General features: G+C 65.5%; 23 protein-coding genes. 9 read left to right on the top strand and 14 right to left on the bottom strand.

The window, feature by feature from the left end:
• Positions 1-242 precede the first annotated feature (242 nt).
• The 5 genes from rpmH (at position 243) to mnmE (ending at position 4,313) form a co-directional block, all read left to right on the top strand.
• Complete coding sequence (rpmH, locus tag NX782_RS19900; RefSeq protein WP_040378179.1) at positions 243-377, top strand: 50S ribosomal protein L34; 135 nt, start codon at positions 243-245, stop codon at positions 375-377.
• Between the two features lie 34 nt (positions 378-411).
• Positions 412-852, top strand: a complete 441-nt coding sequence (gene rnpA, locus NX782_RS19895) for a ribonuclease P protein component (RefSeq protein WP_258847226.1) — start codon at positions 412-414, stop codon at positions 850-852.
• A complete protein-coding gene (gene yidD / locus NX782_RS19890) occupies positions 849-1,091 on the top strand; it encodes a membrane protein insertion efficiency factor YidD (RefSeq protein ID WP_258847225.1) in 243 nt (80 codons plus the stop codon). The genes rnpA and yidD overlap by 4 nt, the downstream gene beginning before the upstream one ends.
• Before the next feature lie 10 nt (positions 1,092-1,101).
• Complete coding sequence (gene yidC, locus NX782_RS19885) at positions 1,102-2,766, top strand: membrane protein insertase YidC (protein WP_258847224.1); 1,665 nt, start codon at positions 1,102-1,104, stop codon at positions 2,764-2,766.
• Positions 2,767-2,933: 167 nt separating this feature from the next.
• Positions 2,934-4,313, top strand: a complete 1,380-nt coding sequence (gene mnmE, locus NX782_RS19880; protein WP_258847223.1) for a tRNA uridine-5-carboxymethylaminomethyl(34) synthesis GTPase MnmE — start codon at positions 2,934-2,936, stop codon at positions 4,311-4,313.
• 28 nt (positions 4,314-4,341) lie between these two features.
• On the opposite strand, the gene NX782_RS19875 is transcribed toward mnmE, so the two are convergent.
• Positions 4,342-5,241 carry a LysR family transcriptional regulator gene (locus NX782_RS19875; RefSeq protein ID WP_258847222.1) on the bottom strand — a complete coding sequence of 300 codons (900 nt, stop codon included), beginning with the start codon at positions 5,239-5,241 and terminating at the stop codon, positions 4,342-4,344.
• Positions 5,242-5,347: 106 nt separating this feature from the next.
• Between NX782_RS19875 and NX782_RS19870 the strand changes: the two genes are divergently transcribed.
• The 3 genes from NX782_RS19870 to NX782_RS19860 all read left to right on the top strand — a co-directional run bounded on the left by NX782_RS19870 (position 5,348) and on the right by NX782_RS19860 (position 7,276).
• On the top strand, positions 5,348-6,115 hold the full coding sequence (locus NX782_RS19870; RefSeq protein ID WP_258847221.1) for an SDR family NAD(P)-dependent oxidoreductase: 768 nt from the start codon (positions 5,348-5,350) through the stop codon (positions 6,113-6,115).
• Between the two features lie 50 nt (positions 6,116-6,165).
• The gene (locus NX782_RS19865; RefSeq protein ID WP_258847220.1) at positions 6,166-6,735 is read left to right on the top strand and encodes a DUF1439 domain-containing protein; all 570 of its coding nucleotides are present in this window, start codon (positions 6,166-6,168) and stop codon (positions 6,733-6,735) included.
• 322 nt (positions 6,736-7,057) lie between these two features.
• On the top strand, positions 7,058-7,276 hold the full coding sequence (locus NX782_RS19860) for a hypothetical protein (protein WP_258847219.1): 219 nt from the start codon (positions 7,058-7,060) through the stop codon (positions 7,274-7,276).
• On the opposite strand, the gene NX782_RS19855 is transcribed toward NX782_RS19860, so the two are convergent.
• Together NX782_RS19855 and NX782_RS19850 are read right to left on the bottom strand one after the other, a co-directional pair.
• Positions 7,277-7,837 (bottom strand): Hpt domain-containing protein, encoded by a 561-nt coding sequence (locus NX782_RS19855; protein WP_258847218.1) that lies wholly within the window; start codon positions 7,835-7,837, stop codon positions 7,277-7,279.
• On the bottom strand, positions 7,834-8,799 hold the full coding sequence (locus NX782_RS19850) for a CAP domain-containing protein (RefSeq protein ID WP_308633045.1): 966 nt from the start codon (positions 8,797-8,799) through the stop codon (positions 7,834-7,836). The genes NX782_RS19855 and NX782_RS19850 overlap by 4 nt, the downstream gene beginning before the upstream one ends.
• Before the next feature lie 149 nt (positions 8,800-8,948).
• Between NX782_RS19850 and pssA the strand changes: the two genes are divergently transcribed.
• Complete coding sequence (pssA, locus tag NX782_RS19845) at positions 8,949-9,734, top strand: CDP-diacylglycerol--serine O-phosphatidyltransferase (RefSeq protein WP_258847217.1); 786 nt, start codon at positions 8,949-8,951, stop codon at positions 9,732-9,734.
• Positions 9,735-9,764: 30 nt separating this feature from the next.
• Here the strand turns inward: pssA and NX782_RS19840 are convergent, their stop codons facing one another.
• The 11 genes from NX782_RS19840 to NX782_RS19790 all read right to left on the bottom strand — a co-directional run bounded on the left by NX782_RS19840 (position 9,765) and on the right by NX782_RS19790 (position 19,613).
• The gene (locus NX782_RS19840) at positions 9,765-10,067 is read right to left on the bottom strand and encodes a metal-sensitive transcriptional regulator (RefSeq protein WP_258847216.1); all 303 of its coding nucleotides are present in this window, start codon (positions 10,065-10,067) and stop codon (positions 9,765-9,767) included.
• Positions 10,064-10,990 (bottom strand): aldo/keto reductase, encoded by a 927-nt coding sequence (locus NX782_RS19835; protein ID WP_258847215.1) that lies wholly within the window; start codon positions 10,988-10,990, stop codon positions 10,064-10,066. The genes NX782_RS19840 and NX782_RS19835 overlap by 4 nt, the downstream gene beginning before the upstream one ends.
• Positions 10,991-11,088: 98 nt before the next feature.
• Positions 11,089-12,237, bottom strand: a complete 1,149-nt coding sequence (locus NX782_RS19830) for a D-alanyl-D-alanine carboxypeptidase family protein (protein WP_258847214.1) — start codon at positions 12,235-12,237, stop codon at positions 11,089-11,091.
• A 96-nt stretch (positions 12,238-12,333) separates the two neighbouring features.
• The gene (locus NX782_RS19825; RefSeq protein ID WP_258847213.1) at positions 12,334-12,963 is read right to left on the bottom strand and encodes an alpha/beta hydrolase; all 630 of its coding nucleotides are present in this window, start codon (positions 12,961-12,963) and stop codon (positions 12,334-12,336) included.
• A gap of 16 nt (positions 12,964-12,979) precedes the next feature.
• On the bottom strand, positions 12,980-13,306 hold the full coding sequence (locus NX782_RS19820) for a (2Fe-2S) ferredoxin domain-containing protein (protein WP_047821142.1): 327 nt from the start codon (positions 13,304-13,306) through the stop codon (positions 12,980-12,982).
• A gap of 52 nt (positions 13,307-13,358) precedes the next feature.
• Positions 13,359-14,486, bottom strand: coding sequence for a VanZ family protein (locus tag NX782_RS19815; protein ID WP_258847211.1), 1,128 nt, complete (start codon positions 14,484-14,486; stop codon positions 13,359-13,361).
• Positions 14,483-15,121: an ABC-type transport auxiliary lipoprotein family protein gene (locus NX782_RS19810; protein WP_258847210.1), complete on the bottom strand. Its 639-nt coding sequence runs from the start codon at positions 15,119-15,121 to the stop codon at positions 14,483-14,485. Before NX782_RS19810 ends, NX782_RS19815 begins: the two co-directional genes overlap by 4 nt.
• Positions 15,118-16,065: an MlaD family protein gene (locus NX782_RS19805; RefSeq protein WP_258847209.1), complete on the bottom strand. Its 948-nt coding sequence runs from the start codon at positions 16,063-16,065 to the stop codon at positions 15,118-15,120. Before NX782_RS19805 ends, NX782_RS19810 begins: the two co-directional genes overlap by 4 nt.
• Position 16,066: 1 nt before the next feature.
• Positions 16,067-16,912 carry an ABC transporter ATP-binding protein gene (locus NX782_RS19800; RefSeq protein ID WP_258847208.1) on the bottom strand — a complete coding sequence of 282 codons (846 nt, stop codon included), beginning with the start codon at positions 16,910-16,912 and terminating at the stop codon, positions 16,067-16,069.
• Positions 16,912-18,048, bottom strand: a complete 1,137-nt coding sequence (locus NX782_RS19795; protein ID WP_258847207.1) for an MlaE family ABC transporter permease — start codon at positions 18,046-18,048, stop codon at positions 16,912-16,914. The genes NX782_RS19800 and NX782_RS19795 overlap by 1 nt, the downstream gene beginning before the upstream one ends.
• A 71-nt stretch (positions 18,049-18,119) precedes the next feature.
• Positions 18,120-19,613: a B12-binding domain-containing radical SAM protein gene (locus NX782_RS19790; RefSeq protein ID WP_258847206.1), complete on the bottom strand. Its 1,494-nt coding sequence runs from the start codon at positions 19,611-19,613 to the stop codon at positions 18,120-18,122.
• Between the last annotated feature and the right edge of the window lie 209 nt (positions 19,614-19,822).

Genomic DNA, 19,822 nt, shown 5'->3' with positions numbered 1-19,822 from the left:
CGGCCTGCGGTCCAGACTGGCGCTGCAGTGCAACAGCTTTCTTGACAGCTCGACCGAAAATGCTGTCTAATTCAGGGTTCCCCGCCCACACGCATTGCCAACTCAGGCACTCAGCACATGGGCGAACAAGCTTTGCTGAGGCGTGACGCTGGCTTAACAACTGCGAAATGTCATTGGCGTAATGCCGGCACCTGAGTTGCCGGCTCCGATTTTGCATTCTATTTGCTTTAAGCGAGACCACCATGAAACGTACTTACCAACCTTCCGTCGTCCGTCGTAAGCGCACGCACGGCTTCCGCGCACGTATGGCTACCCGTGGTGGCCGTCAAGTCCTGAACGCACGCCGCGCCAAGGGCCGCAAGCGTCTGGCTGTCTAAGCCCGGACAGGCCCCTGTCGACCGCGCTCAAGCAATGACAGGCGAAGGTTCGCACGACTTCGCGCGCGTTCGGCGTATCGTAAAAACGGATGAGTTTTCATCCGTTTTTCGTTTGCGCCCGGCACAAAAAACCGCGCACTTCGTGCTCTACACCCGACCGAACGAGCTGCCGCATGCGCGGCTGGGCGTCGTTGCGGCCAAACGTTTCGCACCGCGTGCGGTGACGCGCAACACCATCAAGCGCATCACGCGCGAACTGTTCCGCACCACGCCGCTTCCCGGCATCGACTGCATCGTGCGCCTGGCGCGGCCGGTCAATGCCAAGAGCGGTCCGGCCACGAATACCGCCCTGAAGACGCTGCTGCATGCCGAGCTGGCGCGCCTGTTCGCGTCGCAGGCGCCGCGGCCGCGCAAGCCGGCGCCCGCGCCGGCGGCCCCTGGTGCACCGGACCATCCTGGACAGCAGCCATCATGAAACGGCTGCTCGTCTGGCTGTTGCGCGGTTACCAGTTGCTGGTTTCCCCGATGTTCGGGCCGAGCTGCCGTTTCTTTCCGAGCTGTTCCAATTACGCGATCGAAGCAGTGCGGGTGCATGGCGCCGCGCGCGGTGGCTGGCTGGCCGTGCGCCGCGTGTGCCGCTGCCATCCCTGGAACGCCGGCGGCAACGACCCTGTGCCACCCCCAACAACCGCTTGCGGTTGCAACCATTCCTGAATTAGACCCAATGGAAATCAATAAACGTACCATCCTGTGGATCGTGTTCGCCGTCTCGCTGGTCGTCCTCTGGAACGACTGGATGGTGGCCAACGGCAAGCAGTCGATGTTCTCGCCGCAGCCGCCCGCCAAGGTCGCCACTGCGCCGGCCGCACAGCCGAAGGTAAACGATCTGCCGGCGCCAAGCGCCACCCCGGGCTCGGTCCCGGGCGGGGCACCCGCCGACGGTGCCGCCGCAGCCCCGGCGCCGATCCAGACCCAGGTCATCACCATCACGACCGACGTCTACAAGGCCGACATCGACACCGCCGGCGGCGTCATCAAACGCCTGGAACTGCTGAAGTACCGCGACAAGGTCGACAACACCAAGAACCAGCTGCTGTTCCACGTCGACTCGGCCAAGGGCCGCCTCTACCTGGCGCAGACCGGCCTGACCCCGGCCGCGACCGGCACCCTGCCGAACCACAACACCCCGTTCGTGGCGAAGCCGCTGGTGACCAACGGTAACCAGACCCAGCTCGTGCTCGAAGCGGAGCAGGGCGGCGTGCGCCTGACCAAGACCTTCACCTTCCGCCAGGGCGACTACGTGATCGGCGTGCGTCACGACGTGACCAACATCGGTACCGCACCGGTCGCACCGAGCCTGTACCTGCAGCTGCAGCACGACGGCAACAAGCCGGAAGGCGACAACTATTTCAACAGCAGCTACACCGGCCCGACCCTGTGGACCTCGCAGAACCACTACGAGAAGCTGACCTTCGAGAAGATCGCCAAGGGCTCGGCCGAGTACACCAAGCAGGCCAGCGACGGCTGGATCGCGATCTCGCAGCACTTCTTCGTCTCGGCCTTCGTCCCGCCGGAGAAGCTGCAGCGCGAGAACTACGTCAAGAGCCTGGGTAACAACCTGTTCGCCATCGGCACCGTGATGCCGCTGGGGACCGTGGCACCGGGTGCGACCGTGTCGAACGAGACCCGCCTGTATTCGGGTCCGCAGGTGCAGCAGCTGCTGGAAAAAGTGACGCCGGGCCTGGACCTGGTGCGCGACTACGCCTGGGCGGCCATCATCGCCAAGCCGATTTTCGCGACCATGGACTGGCTGCACGGCTTCATCGGCAACTGGGGCTGGACCATCGTTGCCTTCACCATCCTGATCAAGCTGCTGTTCTTCCCGCTGTCCGCAGCCGGCTACCGCAGCATGGCCAAGATGAAGACCGTGACGCCGAAGATGCAGGCGATCCGCGAGCGCTACAAGGCCGACCCGGTCAAGATGCAGCAGGCCACCATGGAGCTGTACAAGTCCGAGAAGATCAACCCGCTGGGCGGCTGCCTGCCGATCCTGATCCAGATGCCGGTGTTCCTGGCGCTGTACTGGACCCTGCAGGCCGCGGTCGAGATGCGCGGCGCGCCGTGGATCCTGTGGATTCACGACCTGACCGCCCCGGACCCGTACTTCATCCTGCCGATCCTGTACGCGATCTCGATGTTCGTGACCACCAAGCTGAACCCGCAGCCGGCCGATCCGATGCAGGCCAAGATGATGATGTTCATGCCGCTGGCATTCTCGGTCATCTTCGTGTTCTTCCCGTCCGGCCTGGTGCTGTACTGGGTGGTGAACAACCTGATCTCGATGGCGCAGCAGTATGTGATCACCAAGAAGTATGCGCCGGCGAAGTAAGTTTTTTCGCTGAGCTGAAGAGAGCCCGTGCTTGCACGGGCTTTTTTTATACGTCGTCCCCGCGATTTATACGTCGTCCCCGCGCAGGCGGGGACCCAAGCTCGCGGCAGACCGCAAAAACTTGGATCCCCGCCTGCGCGTGGACGACGTTGGTAAAATCTACCTTTATGAAACTAGACACCTCCCCCATCGCCGCCATCGCCACCGCCCCCGGCCGCGGCGGCATCGGCGTCGTGCGCGCGTCCGGCAAATCGCTGGCGCCGCTGATCGACGCCCTGTTCCCCGGCACGACGCTGGCACTGCGGCACGCCACCTACATCCCGTTCAAGGACGCCGCCGGCAGCGTCATCGACGAAGGCCTGGCCCTGTACTTCAAGGGCCCGCATTCCTATACCGGCGAGGACGTGCTGGAACTGCAGGGCCACGGCGGCCCGGTGGTGCTGCGCATGCTGCTGGCGCGCGTGCTGGAAGCCGGGGCGGACTTTGGCCTGCGCCTGGCCGAGCCGGGCGAGTTCACCCGCCGCGCTTTTTTGAACGACAAGCTGGACCTGGCCCAGGCCGAGGCCGTGGCCGACCTGATCGACGCTTCCACCGAAGCGGCCGCGAAGTCGGCTTCGCAATCGCTGTCGGGCGCCTTCTCGAAGGTCGTGCACGAACTGGTCGACAAGACGATCAACCTGCGCATGCTGGTCGAGGCCACCCTGGACTTCCCGGAAGAGGAAATCGACTTCCTCGAAAAATCCAACGCGCGCGGTCAGCTGGCCGGCATCGTCGACGCCTTGAACAAGGTGTTCAGCCAGGCGGCGCAGGGCGCGCTGCTGCGTGAAGGCCTGAACGTGGTGCTGGTCGGCCAGCCGAACGTCGGTAAATCTTCGCTGCTGAACGCGCTGGCCGGCTCGGACGTCGCCATCGTCACGCCGATCGCCGGCACCACGCGCGACAAGGTCAGCGAGACCATCCAGGTCGAGGGCATCCCGCTGAACATCATCGACACCGCCGGCATCCGCGCGCTGGACGAGGGCGTCGACGTGGTCGAGCGCATCGGCATCGAGCGCACCTGGGGCGAAGTCGGCAAGGCCGACGTGATCCTGCACCTGCTCGACGCGAATCTGGGCCCGGCCAAGGCCGACGAAGAGATCGTCGCCGCCTTCCCGCCGGGCGTGCCGGTCGTGCGCATCTGGAACAAGATCGACCTGTCGGGCCACAAGCCTTCGCTCGATGTGAGCGCGGATGCGACCCACATCTACCTGTCGGCGCACGAAAAGATCGGCATCGAGCTGCTGCGCGCGGAACTGCTGCGCATCGCCGGTTGGCAGCAGACCGGCGAGTCGCTGTATCTGGCGCGCGAGCGTCACCTGATCGCGCTGCGCGCGGCGCGCGAGCACCTCGATATGGCGGCGGCGCACGCGGCGCAGGACGATCAGTCGCTGGATCTGTTCGCGGAGGAGCTGCGGTTGGCGCAGGACCAGCTGTCCAGCATTACCGGGCAGTTCACGCCGGATGATTTGCTGGGGGTGATCTTCAGCCGCTTCTGTATCGGAAAATAACCTGATCCCCGCGTCCGCGGGGAGGGCGTTATTGGAGGTAGGGCTTCAACAGCCCCGCCACCCAGTCCATGAACGCCACCGCCCGCGCCGGCACGTGCCTGCGGGTCGGATACACGAAGGCCACCGGCATCGGCGCCGGCCGGTAGTCCTCCATCACCTCGACCAGCTTGCCGGCCTCGATCAGTTCGCGCAGGCCGGCGCGCGGCACCTGGATGATGCCCAGGCCAGCCAGGCAGGCGGCTTTATAGGACGCGGTGCCGTTCACCGTCAGCATGCTGCCGACCGGCGCGTAATGCGTGTGTTCGCCGTCGAACCACTCCCAGGCCGCGGCGCTGCCGCCGAGCTGGGCGTCGTAGTGGATCAGGCGATGGTGGGCCAGGTCTTCGAGCCGCTGCGGCGTGCCGTATTGTTCGAGGTAGGCCGGGCTGGCGCAGTTGGCCACGCGGTAGCTGCCCAGCGGCCGCGCGACCAGAGACGAATCGGTCAGTACACCGGCACGCAGCACGCAATCGTAGCCTTCGCGGATCAGGTCGACGCGGCGGTCGGCGGTGCCGAGGTCGATCGCCAGCTGCGGGTGCATGGCCATGAATTCGCCGAGGCGCGGCAGCACCAGTTCGCTGGCCAGGGCCACCGACATGTCGACCCGCAGACGGCCACGTAAAACATCCTGCCCGCCACGGAACATGCCGCGTAGGGCCTCGACTTCATCCAGCACCTCGCGGCTGCGCGCATGGAAGGCTTCGCCCTCCTGCGTCATCTGCACCCGGCGCGTGGTTCGCTGCAGCAGGCGCGTGCCGAGCTGCTGTTCGAGCTGGCGCACGGCCGCGGACACGGTCGCATTCGGCAGGCCAAGCTGGCGGGCGGCGCCGCTGAAGCTTTCGAGTTCGGCCACTTTCAGGAACACCTGGATGGTATCGAGTTCTTTCATGCTCCCATAATTCTTCGTAAATCCTGCAAAGTCAATTCGGTTTTGGCAGGTTTATTACAGCCAGGCCGAAGAATACACTGGACTCCTCTAACGAAAGGGGCCTGACATGAACACCAACACCACGAACCGTATTGCGATCGTCACCGGTGGCAGCCGCGGCCTGGGGCGCAGCATGGCCTTGCACCTGGCGCGCGACGGCGCCGACATCATCCTGACTTACCAGCAGAACGAGGCCGCGGCACAGGAAGCCGTGGCCGCGATCGAGGCGCTGGGCCGCCGTGCCGCCGCGTTCCAACTGGACGTGGCCGACACCACGGCCTTCGCCGGCTTCGCGCAGCAGGTCGATATGACTTTGGCCGCTTGGGGCCGCGAACGCTTCGACATCCTCGTCAACAATGCCGGCAGCGGCCTGCAAGTGCCGCTGATGGAGCTGACCGAAGCGCAGTTCGACGGCATGATCGCGATCCACCTGAAATCGGCGCTGTTCCTGACCCAGGCCCTGGTGCCGCGCCTGAACGATGGCGGGCGCATCCTGAACATCTCCAGCGGCCTGACCCGCTTCACGGTGGCGGGCGCCGGGGCGTATGCGGCGGCCAAGGGGGGCGTCGAGGTCCTGACCCGCTATCTGGCGCGCGAGCTGGCCGCACGCCGCATCGCCGTGAACACGCTGGCGCCCGGCGCGATTGCCACCGATTTCGGCGGCGGCCGGGTGCGTGATGACGCCAGCCTGAACGCCTGGGTTGCGGCGCAGACGGCACTGGGCCGCGCCGGCCTGCCGGACGACATCGGCGGCGCCGCCGCCAGCCTGCTGGCCGAGGGCAGCGGCTGGATCACCGGGCAGCGCATCGAAGCCTCCGGTGGAATGGGTTTATAAGAGGATGTGCTACGCTTCGCCCATCTGAACAGTGCAAAGGCGAGGCGGGCATGGACAAGGGAATCACGAGGCGGCGTTTCGGATTGACGGCGGCAGCGCTGGCCGCCGGCGCGTTGCTGGCTTCCTGCGCGAGCCTGTCCGGACCGCGCCGCGTCGAGATTTCGCAGGCCAAGCTGCAGGCCGGCCTGGAGCGCCGCTTCCCGCTGCGTAATCGCCTGCTCGAACTGTTCGACGTCCAGCTCACCCGCCCGCAACTGGCGATCCTGGCGGACAGCGACCGCGTGGCGCTGACGATGGACGTGTCGGTGTCGCCGCCTTTCCTACGCCAGTCCTGGGCCGGCACCATGACCCTGTCCGGCCACCTGTACGTGGACGCCGCGCGCAGCGGCGTGTTCATGGCCGATGCCCACGTCGACCGCTTCGACATCCAGGGCATGGACAGCGCCCGCGCCAGGGATCTCGGCCGCGCGGCGGACGTCCTCATGAACCAGCTGGTGCGCGACGTCGCCATCTACAGCTTCCGCATGGAAGACCTGCGCTACGCCGGCACGCAGTTCGTGCCGACCCGCCTCGATACCGTTCCCGGCGCGCTGGTCGTGACCGTGGAACCGGCACGCTGAACCAGCCCGTCGCAAATCAGAGACGTGGGGCGCGCACGATTGAAAGGCCCCAAGCCGCTGTTGACAATACTGCTATCATTTCTTGCAGCTAGAAGTCCGGCACCGTTCGCTTCGATGACGTCGGAGAGTACCGTACCTGTTGCGTCACCAAGACTGTCGTGAGCACGCCATTGCGGAGCTAGCGCAATCGGCGCACACTGAAAGTCGACTTCGGTGCGCATCAGCATGCAATGGACAAGCCGCGCTTGCGCTTTCTCATGCACACGGTGTTCCACTAAAGTAATCTTTGCGTTACTGAAGTGCTGCCGGTAAGGGGGTGACCTTGGAAACGATACAGGAAAGTCTTCCGGAAAAGAGCCTGGCCGTCGAGCCGCTCGTCGCTGCGGCGATCGATGCCGGCACCCGGCCGGTGCCGACGCGTCTCAGCCTGCCGCCGAAGGGCGCGTGCTGGTACTGCGACAAACCCTTGGACAGCGTGCGCCGGTTCTGCGGCAAATCCTGTTCCGACGCCTTCGACGAAGAAGCCGAATTCACGCGCTGATCACGCGCCGAGCGTGGCCAGCGCGCCTTCGAAGTCGAAGATCTCGACCGCTGCCGCGATCCGGCGGTAGCGTTCTTCTCCCAATTCCCTCGTCAAGCCTGCCGCGGCTTCCCGCACCAGGTCGACTGCGTCGCCGTTGCCGTCTTCGAGCAGGATGCGCAGGCGTGCGCTGAGGTTTTCATGCGCATCGCCGTGGCTCTCCGCCAACGCCGCCTGTTCCAGCGGCGCCACGTCCTCCGTCCCGCCCAGTTCGCGCAGTACCCGGTCGAGCGCATGCTCCAGCCGCGCGACACGCGGCGCAAGATGCGCTTCGCCGCGGCGCAAAGCCTGCTCCAGCGCCTGCGCCGCCTCGCGCAGCGGTACCGCCTCGATCATCCCGGACGCGCCCTTGAGCGTGTGCGCCAGGCGTAGCGCCAGTTCGGTATCGCCGGCCGCCAGCGCCTCGCGGATGCGGGCGGCGGCATGCAGATAGTCCTTGCGAAAGCGCGCCAGCACGCGCGCGAACAGGTCGGCGTCGCCCATCAGGCGGGCGATCCCGTCCGCGCGGTTGATGGCGCTCATTTCGTCGTGAACGACCAGGTCTTGCTGACCGCCGCACCGCCCACGGTGCCGGTGAAGCTCACGTCGTAGGTCGTGCGTGCAGCCAGCGGTGCCAGCGGCACGATGGCGGCCACCGAGGCCATGGTCGTGTTGGCGTCCTGGCCTTTCACCAGCAGGCGTGTCCTGAGGTCGGCGCCGCCGCGCGCGCGCACCGTGAAGCTTTGCACGGCGATGGTCTCGGTCAGGTTGGCATGCACGCTGATCGGATAGCCGACTTCGTTGATGTCCGGGACCGGATCCGGTTCTTCGTAATTGCTTGCAAAGGTGGTCTCGACGCCGGTCTGGCCGTCGAAGGGCCAGGACACGATGTTATGGCTGGGCAGCCCTGGGCTGTAGCCGTTGGTTGCGCCGAGATTCGTCGTGAAGTACACGTAGTTGGCCGAGGTGCTGGCCGCGCCCGCGCCCATGTCCTTGAACAGCGGCTCGAACATCACGAAGCGGTGGTAGATCGCGGTGACCAGTTGCTCGGCCATGTAGAAGCCGGTGTTGTTGGTGGTCGCGGCGATGATCTCGCCCGAGGCGTAGTTGCGCACCAGCTTATAGCCGGCGGCCTGCACGCGGTCTTCCACCGTGGCGCCGGTGAAGCCGGGTTTATTCGCCTGCTCGTCGTGGGTGACCGTGTTGTTCAGGCGCTGGTAGTCCGAGTGCGCCTGCGACGAACGGTCGAGCAGGTTGTTGCGCGTCAGCGCGCCAACGCCGGCCTGGGTGCGCCGGTAGTTGATCCAATTGAAACCATCGGTGGCGACGCTGTTGGTCAGGACCGGTGCCGAGGCGTCCTGCCCCGAGAACCCGGTCGACGTGGCGCCGCTCGAGCCGCTGTTGCCGCTCGTGCCGTCGCTGTCCGAACCGCCGCAGGCTGCCAGCGCGATGGCGGCGATGCAGGCAGCGATCAGGTTCTTTGCAGGATGCGTTTTACTCATCATGTCATACTCCCAACTTCCGTCAATACCGGGGTCAAAGAGCTCCCATTCTAGGCTAATTCCGCGATTCATGACGACGCGCTGCGATAAATCGGTTTCGCACGTAAGTCCATGTAAAATAAGCCATTCTTTCCTTTTATTGAGCTGTTAATTTGAAGCCTAACCGCCAGCAGCGCCTCGCGCGCGCCAAGTTCGCCCTGCCCAGTTTCGTGACCCTGTTGTCGATCGCCTGCGGCTTTGGCAGCATCGTCATCTCGGTCGATAACGCCCCGGTGGGCAACCCTGACGACTACCGTCTGGCCGCCATCCTGCTGGTGCTGGCGGGTATCTTCGACGCCCTCGACGGCTTTGTTGCCCGCGCCACCAACACCCAATCGGACTTCGGCGTGCAGCTCGATTCGATCGCCGACGTGATGAACTTCGGCTGCGCGCCGGGCCTGCTGCTGTACTGCTACGGCTTCGCGCAGATGGGCGCCGACCACCCGACCTTGGTGCGCATGGGCGGCCTGGCCTGCTTCGTGTTCGTGGCCTGCGGCGCGCTGCGCCTGGCGCGCTTCAATGTGATGGTGGGCCGGACCGACCCGCGCTACTTCGTCGGCATGCCGATCACCGCCGGCGCGGCTTGCGTGGCCTCGGTGGTCGTGGCCTGGCCCGATCCGGTGATCGCCACCGAGATGGGCCGCGCTTTCCTGGTGATGCTGCTGATGGTGGCGGTGGGCGCGCTGATGGTGTCGACGATCCGCTTCCCGAGCTCGAAGCAGCCGAAGTCGAAGGGGATGCTGGTCGCGCTGGTCGTCGGTTTGGTGCTGTTGGCGCTGTTGCAGACGCGTTTCTTTGCGCTGTTCTTCGTGCTGTATATCAGCGCGACCCTGCTGCTGAATATTGCGTGGCAGGGTGGCTGGCGCGGGGTGGCGCCCCCGAAAGTGTATGAGGATTGAGGTTCGCTGCGTGGGCTCGGGGAGCCCACCCTACGCGAATTTATCGAGCAGCGCCGCCAGATGAGCGGCGCTTTTTTTGGCCTCGTCCAGATCGGCCGCATTCCCGGTCTGGTTGACGATGCTGGTCGTGAGCAGCTGCACGAAGGAGCGGTCGAGCGCCTTGCGCGCCGCCGCCATCTGCTGGGCCACGGCGTCGCAATCGGAAGGCGCGTCGGCCAGCGCGATCAGCTTCTGCACGCCGCGCAGCTGGCCTTCGACCCGCGCCAGGCGGTTCAGCAGGTCCTTCTTCTGCTGCGCATTGAGGGCGCGGCCCTCGACGATGGGGATCGTCATGCGACTTCGTGGCCGCGTGCCGCGCGCAGGATCGCGAACCAGTCGGTGCGCGACAGCTTGAAGGTGGTGCCGGCCACCGCCACCGCGATCGCCTCGATGCGGCCGCTGCCGGTCAGCGGGATCGGGTTCGACGGCAGCTGCATGATCCAGGCGAAGATCACGCTGGCGAAAGGCTGGTGCAGGCGGTCGGCGATTTCCTTGACCACCAGGCGCAGGTTTTCGGCGTTGGCGTCGTTGGAGGTGAACAGGCGGCCGCCGGCCAGGGGCGACCAGATCATCGGCGCGACGCCCAGGTCCTGCAGGCCGTCGAAGGTCTCGTCGAACATCGGCGCCACGTGCAGCGGCGAGAACTCGACCTGGTTGGTGGCCAGTTCGAAGCGGCGGTTCAGCACCTCGAACTGGTGGCGGCTGAAATTCGACACGCCCACGTGCAGTACCTTGCCGGCCTGCTTGAGGCGCGTGAAGGCTTCGGCGATCTCGTCGAAGTCCATCAGCGGATCCGGGCGGTGGATCAGCAGCAGGTCGAGGCGGTCGGTGTGCAGCTGGCGCAGCGACTCCTCGGCGGAGGCGACGATGTGCGCGGCCGTGGTGTCGTAGTGCTGGATCTTGTGCTCGGGACGCTTGTTCGACAGCAGCTTGATGCCGCACTTGCTGACCAGCTGGATCCGGTCGCGCAGCGAGGGCTGGGCGCGCAGGGCTTCGCCGAACAGGCCTTCGACGCCGTAATTGCCGTAGATGTCGGCATGGTCGAAGGAGGTCACGCCCATCGCGACGCACTGCTCGATCAGGGCGACGCGCTGCTCGACCGTCATGCTCCAGTCGACCATGCGCCACATGCCGGCGACGATGCGGGACAGTTCGAGTCCGTTCGCGCGGGTGGCGATGCGGGGGCAGTGCAGGTCGCGGGGGAGGGCGTGGGTCATGGTTAGTCGTCCTTGTAAACGTAGGGTGGGCACCCCTGTGCCCACCAATTATTGCTGATTGCCGACGCATGGTGGGCACGGTGTGCCCACCCTACGTATTACTTCATCATCAAGCGCATCGAGTCCCATGCGCGGCCGAAGATCGAAGCTTCCGACACTTCTTCCAGCGACACCACCGGCAGCGCCAGCAGCGGCTTCCCGTCGACCATCATCTTCAGGGTGCCGACGCGGCCGTTCAGGGCCAGCGGCGCGACCAGCGGGTCCTTGCGCTCGAGGACCGGCTTCATCTTCTGCGCCACGCCTTTCGGCACGGTCACCAGCACGTCGTTCGGGAAGCCGATCTTCACGGTCGACTTCGAACCCTTCCATACTTCCGGGGTGGCGATCGCCTGGCCCTTGGCGTACAGGCGGACGGTGTCGAAGTTCTGGAAGCCCCAGTTCAGCAGCTTCTGGCTTTCGGCGGTACGGGTACCGTCCGAGTTGGCGCCGGACAGCACCGAGATCAGGCGGCGCTCGCCGGCCGGGCCGTTCGGACGGCGGGCCGAGGCGATCATGCTGTAGCCCGAGGCTTCGGTGTGGCCGGTCTTCATGCCGTCCACGGTCGGGTCCAGCCACAGCAGGCGGTTGCGGTTCTGCTGCTTGATCTTGTTATAGGTGAATTCCTTGACCGAGTCGATCTTGTAGAACTCGGGGAAGTCCTTGATCACGTGCGTGGCCAGGATCGACAGGTCGCGCGCGGTCGAGAAGTTGTCCGGGCTGGGCAGGCCGTGCGGGTTGGCGAAGCGGGTGTTTTTCATGCCCATGCGCTGGGCCTGTTCGTTCATCAGGTGGACGAAGGTGCCTTCATCGCCGGCGACCGCTTCGGCCAGCGCGACGGCCGCGTCGTTGCCCGACTGGACCATCAGGCCGTACAGCAGGTCGTTGATCGAGACCGGAGTGGCCGGGTCGATGAACATCTTCGAGCTGCTGCCGTCGACCTTCCAGGCGCGGACCGAGACGTTGACCTTCTGGTCCAGCGCGATCTTCTTGTCACGCAGGGCGCCGAAAACCACGTAGGCGGTCATGACCTTGGTGAGCGAAGCCGGCTCGATGCGCATGTCCGCATCTTGCGAAGCGATGATCTGGCCGCTGGTGGCATCCAGCAGAGTCCAGGAACGGGCGGCGATTTGCGGGGCCGGCACTTGCTGCGCGTTGGCGGCCGACATCAGGAGGGCACTGGCGGCGAGAGCCGCGATTAACTTTTTCATGGAAGCAAGAGGAAATCAGAAGGGACGATGACGCATAGGCAATGCCTGTAAGCATTGCCTAAAACAAAGACGGACCATTATAGGCCAGTGATCGCCTCAAATGTCACGCCGCCACATTTGCGCGACAAGATTTTTAATGTGCACGAGCTTGCGATGGAAGAAATGGTCGGCGCCCGGGATCACGGTGACGGGGATGTCGAGCGGGCGCGCCCAGTCGAATACCTGCGAAAGCAGGATCGTATCGTCAAGCTCGCCGTGGATCAGGATGGTGTCCGCGGGGACCGGCGGCATCGGCCATTTGCCGGCCGCGGTGCCGACCAGCACCAGGCGCTCGGCCGGGCGGCCCTGGGCTTCCAGGCGCTGCTGCAGCTGGGCCTGGACGAAGGTGCCGAACGAGAAGCCGGTCAGTGCGACCGGCAGCCCTGGATACTCGGAGGTCATGTGCTCGTACATGACCTGCATGTCGTCGACCTCGCCGCGGCCGTCGTCATACGTGCCCTCGGACTCGCCGACGCCGCGGAAATTGAAGCGGGCCGTCACGTAGCCCAGGCCGACGAAGGCGCGCGCCAGGGTCTGCGCGACCTTGTTTTCCATGGTGCCGCCGTACAGCGGATGCGGGTGGGCGACCAGGGCGATGCCGCGCGGTGCTCCCTCCGGCTCGTCCAGCTGGCACTCCATCTTGCCGGCGTGGCCGGTCAGGTAAAACTTTTGCGAATGCTTGTTCATCAGGTACGAAAGCGAATCAGATTTTCAGGCGCTCGACCACTTCGCCCTTGAGCAGGTGGCGGTCGATGATCTCGTCGATGTCCGAGGTGTCCACGTAGGTGTACCAGGTGCCCTGCGGGTAGACCACGACCACCGGGCCCTCCTCGCAGCGGTCCAGGCAGCCGGACTGGTTGATGCGCACCTTGCCCTGGCCGTTCAGGCCGAGTTCCTTGATGCGTTTCTTGGCGTGCTTCTGGGCGGTTTCAGCGCCGTGCTTGCCGCAGCTGGGGCGGCAGCCTTCGCCTTCGCGCACGTTCATGCAGAAGAACACGTGGTGTTCGTAAAAGGGTTTGTCGTCGCTCATGTCGCTCATGTCGCTCTCGATGGATAAGGTTTTCGCTAATGATACGCGCTTATCACTGGCGGTTCAGGCGGTGCGAGGGCAGCAGCAGGAACCAGAGTGCCAAAAACGGCCAGGCCATGCCCAGGAACTGGGCCGCGCCGTTGAAGTTCAGGAATTTACCCTGCTGCCAGGCCTGCAGCGTGGCGACGAAATACGGGTTGGCCGGGATCGTGTTCACGACGATCAGGGACAGCACCAGGGTCACCACCGCCAGCCGGCGCTGCGCGACCTGGGGCGCGAAAGCCAGGCCGGCCAGCATCATCAGGCCGATCAGGAAGCCGCCCTGGGCGCCGGGCGTGATCCAGGTGAGGGCGTTATCGGGCGAGAAGAACAGCGAGCTGGCCAGGGTCTTCACCAGCACGCCTGTAAAGACCAGGGCCAGCATCAGTCCCAGGCGCGGCGCAGCGCGGCGGGCCAGGCACAGCAGGGTCAGGGCGGCGCCGGTCATGCCGCAGGCCGTGATCACGATCTCCGACAGCCAGTACTGCTCGACCGTCATGCCGGCGCCGCCGCGGATCAGCGTGACCAGGTCGATGTCGGTATCGAGCCATTCGGACAGCCATTCCGACAGCAGCGGCAGGATCTGGCCATTGCCGAACAGGTAGCCCTGCGGGTAGACCTGGGCCAGCGGCCACAGTGCCACCAGCACCAGGCCCTGGCTGGCGTGGGCCGCGAACCAGCGCTGGCGCAGGCGCTGCAGGCGGCTCTGGTCGAGCAGCAGCGGAGCGAAGAACAGGCCGAGGATGGCGCCGGCCAGGCAGCCGCCGGCATTCGTCAGCAGGTCGAGGTTCGAGGGCACGCGGCTGGGCAGGTAGTTCTGCACCACTTCCATGGTGCCAGACACCAGCAGGCCGCCCACGGCGGCCACCAGCACCGCCCACACGCCACGCACCAGCGGATGCAGGGCCAGCACCATCAGCACGCCGAGCGGCATGTAGCCGACGATGTTGACCATCACGTCGAAGCCGGTCCAGTAGCGCTGCGGCTGCAGGTTCAGGAAGGCGAAGGGCGACAGCCCGCTGCTGCGCCAGCCCGAGAACGGGAACCAGCTCGCATACACGATCAGCAGCAGGTAGGCCAGCAGGGCGGCACGCGACACCGGCGATGCGCGCGGCCTCGCCTCGTCTTCCGATACGGTCATTGGCGCTTCAGGTTCAGGCTGCCGAGCCAGGCCACGATGTCGGCGGCGATGGCGTCGGTACTGGCTGCCAGCGCACGCGCGCCGCCGGCCGCATCCGCGCTGCCGGCCGGGGTGCTGCGGGTGAAGCTGCGCTGGTCGACCAGCATGTGCCCCTGGAATACCGAGGCGCGCAGCGTGACCAGGCCTTCGCTCTGGGCCACGCCGCTGAAGTTGTGGCTGAATTCGTCGACGTCGATGCGCATGATCGGGGTGCCGGTCGAGATGTCGTTTTCGGTCAGCACCTTGGCGCCCGCTTGCGCGATGCGGGTCCTGAGGCGCTGGGTCAGCATCTGCAGCGGGGTCGCGGTCCAGCGGCTGTTGGCATAGGCGCGCGCCTGCAGGGCGTCGGCATAGCTCAGGCGGTACAGCATGCGTTCGTTGTCCAGCGCCCCCGAGCCGGTGGCGTCGCTGACGACGATCGCGCCGAGTGCCATCGGCGTGGCCGGCGCGCTGGCCATCGGTGTGGCCGGGCCGAAGTCGAACTGGGTGGTCGGCTCGCCCTTCTGCGAAGCGCAGCCTGCCAGCAGCAGGGTGCCGGCTGCGAGGACGGCGATGAGGCGGTGCGGTGTCAAGATCACGGTTTCCTCATGGTTCATTTGGTCGGCGCGACGAAGCCGGGCTCGCCGGGGCCGGGTTGGGGCTTGGGTCCGCCGAACAGGATGCTTTGCGGACGGTCGCCGAGCTTGTCCACGGTGCGGCGCACGGCGCGCAGCGACACCCGCGCCTCGTCGGTCATCTCGACGAAGTGCGGCAGCGTGCGCATCTCGAGCTGGGTGGTCACGCCTTCCAGCGAGGCGACGGCACCGGCGGCGCGGTCGATCGGTCCGCCCGGCGCCTGCAGGCTGGTGGCCAGGCGGTCGTAATTACGCGCCGCGCTGGTGGCGCTGTTCGACAGTTCGTTCACCGAAGTCATGGTGCGATCGAGCTTGTCGGTCAGGGCTGGCATCCGCGCCAGGGTCGGCTGCAGCTGTTGCGGGATCTCGCCGAAGGCCTGCGCCGCCTTGCTGATGTTGTCGACCGCGCCCGTGATCTTGTTGGCGTTCTCCTCGCTGACGATCTTGTTCAGGCTGTTGGTGATCTGCTCGGTCTTTTCGAGGATGGACAGGCCGCGCTTTTCCAGCTGGTCCAGCAGGCCGGGGCGCAGCGGGATGCGCGCCACGCGCTCCTTGCTGCTCGCCAGCAGCGGCGAACCGGTGCGGTCGTCGTCCAGCTGGATGAAGGCGATGCCGGTCACGCCCTGGTAGCCGAGCGAGGCGAAGGTGGTGGTGGTGACCGGCGCACCTTCGGCGATCGACAGCTTGATCATGATCTGGCCGGTGACGCGCGGGTCGAACACGATGTCGTCGACGCGCCCGACCTCGAGGCCGCGATAGCGCACCGTGGCTTGCGGATTCAGGCCGGGGATGGTCTGGGTGGTGACGATCTCGTAGGGATGCATCTCGGTGCGGTCGCGATTGAGCCACAGGCCGACCAGGATGGCCGCCACCAGCAGCGCGACCGTGAAGAAGCCCGTCATCAGGGCATACGATCTGTTTTCCATGTCAGTGTTCCGATTCCTTTCCTGCGTAGCGTTCTTCCAGCACTTCCAGCGCACGCTGGCCGCGCGGGCCGAGGAAAAAGTGTTTGATGAAGGGGTGCTCCACACGCAGCACGTCGCACGCGGGGCCGACCGCCAGCACGTGCTTCTCGGCCAGCACCGCGATGCGCGACGACAGCGCGAACAGCGTGTCGAGGTCGTGCGTGACCATCACCACCGTGAGTTTGAGCTCGTTGTGCAGGGTCTGGATCAACTCGACGAAGGTGTCCGACAGGTCCGGATCCAGGCCGGCGGTGGGCTCGTCCAGGAACAATAGCTGGGGTTCGAGCGCGAGGGCGCGCGCCAGCGCGGCGCGCTTGATCATCCCGCCCGACAGGTCGGACGGCATCTTGTTGGCGTCGCCCGGCCCCAGGCCCACCATGTTCATCTTCAGCAGCACGGCGTCGCGGATCACGTCTTCGGGCAGCGCGCGCAGTTCGCGCAGCGGCAGGGCGATGTTGTCGAACACCGTCAGCGCCGAGTACAGGGCGCCCTGCTGGAAGAGCATGCCCCAGTGGTTGCGCATGCGCTGCAACTGCTCCGGGCTGGCGCTGCTGACGTCCTCGCCGAACACCGTCACCGATCCGCTCGACGGCCGTTCCAGGCCCAGCATCTGGCGCAGCAGCACGGTCTTGCCGGTGCCGGACCCGCCGACGATGGACAGGATCTCGCCGGCGTAGATGTCCAGACTCAGGTCCTGGTGCACCACGGTGCGGCCGAAGCGGGTCCAGAGATTGCGGATCTGGACCACCGGCGGTCCGACCTTTTCGTCCGGCTTGAGGTTCAGCGTTTGCGGTTTCTGTTCTTGCATCAGTCGAACCCCACGCTGGAAAAGACGATCGCAAACACGGCGTTGGCCATGATGACGACGGTGATCGCGGTGACCACCGAGGTAGTGGTGAGCCGGCCCAGGCTCTCGGTGTTCGGCTTGATGCGCAGGCCGAAATGGCAGGCGGTCATGGCGATCAGCATGCCGAACACGATGCCCTTGCCCAGGCCGATCATGTAGTTCACGAAGGGCACCGCCGACGGCAGCTTCTGGATGAAGTAGCGCAGCGACAGGTTCAGTTCGAACTTCGCCGCCAGCATCCCGCCCAGCAGGGCCATGCTGTCGGTCCAGACCACCAGCAGCGGCATCGCGATCGCCAGCGCGAGCACCTTCGGCATGATCAGGCGGTAGCCGTGCGAGATGCCCATCACCAGCATCGCATCGAGTTCCTCGGTCACCCGCATCACCCCCAGCTGCGCGGTGATCGAGGAACCGGAGCGGCCGGCCACCAGGATTGCCGCTAGCAGCGGACCGAGTTCGCGGATGATGGCCATGCCGAGGATGTTGACCAGGTAGATGTCGCCGCCGAACATGCGCAGCTGCTGCGCCGACAGATAGGAGAGCACGATCCCGATCAGGAAGCCCACCAGGGCCGTGATGCCCAGCGCCTGGAAGCCGGAGTGATAGATGTTGGCCGAGATTTCCCGCCACGGTCCCGACATCGGATGGCGGATGAAGCGGCCGATGTCCTGCACCACCTGGCCGATCAGGACCACGACCGCCTTCATGTGCTCGAAGAAGGACAGCACGCCCGCGCCCAGCTTGATGATCCAGTTGAAGGGACTGGTACGCACGCGCGGCAGGTCGATCTGGCTGGCTTCCTCGATACGCGCGAACAGCTCTTCCTGTTTCGGATCGAGGGTCAGCTTGCCGGGGCGCTTCTTGCCCCAGGCGCTCCAGAACATCTGCGCGCCGATGTGGTCCAGGCTGGCCACTTCCGACAGGTCCCAGGCCAGCGAGGGCTTGTCCGCCAGCCCGGCCAGGGTCTTGTTGATGCTCTTGAGCGCGCCGCGCTTGGACAGCGCATGCACCTGCCATACGCCGCGCGCCACCACGGATTGCTCCGTACCGGCTTCCGGATGTTCGATAGTTAATGTTGGCGCATTTTCAATCCGCATTACGGCAGTGTAAAAGAGATTCGTACTAGCTGCCACACGCGCGGCGTTAGCGTACCGGCGCAGGCGCGCGTTTACGCGGCCAGGTGGCGGACCTGGCGCTCCGGCGCGGCCTGTTTCTGTTCGCCTTTCGGCTTGCTGGATGCCTTGTCGACGTTACCGGCGTAGTCGCTGGCCAGCAGCGCCTTCGCCGCCTCTTCGCTCATCCCACGCAACTGCAGCCATTCCTGCACCAGTTTGGCCAGACGGTCGAGGGCGATGCGGTGGGTGGCGTCGGTGCGGGTGTACATCCAGTCCGAGAACGCCATGAAGTTGGCGAACGGCGCCTCACCCAGCAGCGTATTGACGGTGTGGGCGAAGCGGCCGGAATTGGCGACCAGGTCCCAGTAGCGGGCAAAGCGCACCAGGCGCTGCATGGTGGCGAAGTCGATGCGGTCGGTGGCCAGCACGGTATAAGGCGGATACGGATCGAACACCATGCCGAAGGGTTCGGTGTGGCGGATGATCGGCGTGCCGCGCAGGCGCTTCAGGATGCCGAACTGGATCTCGTGCGGGCCGAGCGACACCAGGTGGTCGAAGCCGCGCGCGAAGCTGGCGACGTCTTCGCCCGGCAGGCCGGCGATCAGGTCGACGTGCAGGTGGGCGTGCGAATGCGCGTGCAGCCAGCGGATGTTGTCCGCCGCCTTGGCATTGTCCTGGCGCCGGCTGACCAGGGTCTGCACCTCCGGGTTGAAGCTCTGGATGCCGATTTCGAACTGCAGGGCGCCCGGCGGGAACTGCGCGATCGTGGCTTTCAGCGCTTCCGGCAGGTGGTCCGGGACCAGTTCGAAGTGGGCGTACACCGGGTCGTTTGGTGCGGCCGCCAGCTTATCGAGGAAGAACTGCATGATGCGCTGGCTGGTCTTGACGTTCAGGTTGAAGGTCCGGTCGACGAACTTGAACAGGCGCGCGCCGCGCTGGTACAAGGCTTCCATCTCGGCCAGGAAGGCATCGAGGTTGAAGGGCCAGGCAGTCTTGTCCAGCGAAGACAGGCAGAACTCGCACTTGAACGGGCAGCCGCGCGAGGCTTCCACGTAAATCGTGCGGTGGGCGATGTCCTCTTCACTATATAGAGCGTAGGGCAGGGCGATGTCGGCCATCGGCGGCTGGACGCCGGCGTGGACCTTCATCAGCGGCTTCGGACCGTGCAGGATCTCGCCGCACAGCTTGGGGAAGGACACGTCGCCCCAGCCGGTGACCGTGTAGTCGGCCAGGCGGACGATTTCCTGTTTGTCCGTCTCGTAGGAGACCTCGGGACCGCCCAGCACCACCGTCACCTCGGGCGCGACGCGCTTGAGCATGGCGACGACCCTGGTCGTCTCTTCGACGTTCCATATATAGACGCCAAAGCCGACGATGCGCGGTTTCTTCGCCAGCAGGCGTTCCACGACCTCGGTCGTCTTCGCGCCGATGACGAATTCCATCAGCACGGTCTGCTCCCGCAGCGCCCCCATGTTGGCCAGCAGGTAGCGCAGGCCCAGCGAAGCGTGGGTATAGCGGGCGTTCAGGGTGGAGAGCAGGATGGTCATGGCTTTTGAATCTGGCTTGGAGCGGCAAAGGGTGCATTGTACGCGGCTCCGGCTCCACGGTGGCCGGGCGGGCCTTGCAGGGTTTTCCCGGCTTTGTTATGATGTTTTCCCTCGTTGAAAACGACGCCGATTCAAGCAGTTGCGGCAGTTTCATCGAGACGTGTCCGAAAGGCACGACGCAATAAAGAAGTTGACGACAAGCGCGAAAC

Source organism: Massilia norwichensis (assembly GCF_024753245.1).
GTDB lineage: Bacteria > Pseudomonadota > Gammaproteobacteria > Burkholderiales > Burkholderiaceae_D > Telluria > Telluria norwichensis.
Note: the sequence above shows the minus strand (reverse complement) of the source record. Positions and strands in the feature narration are given on the sequence as shown.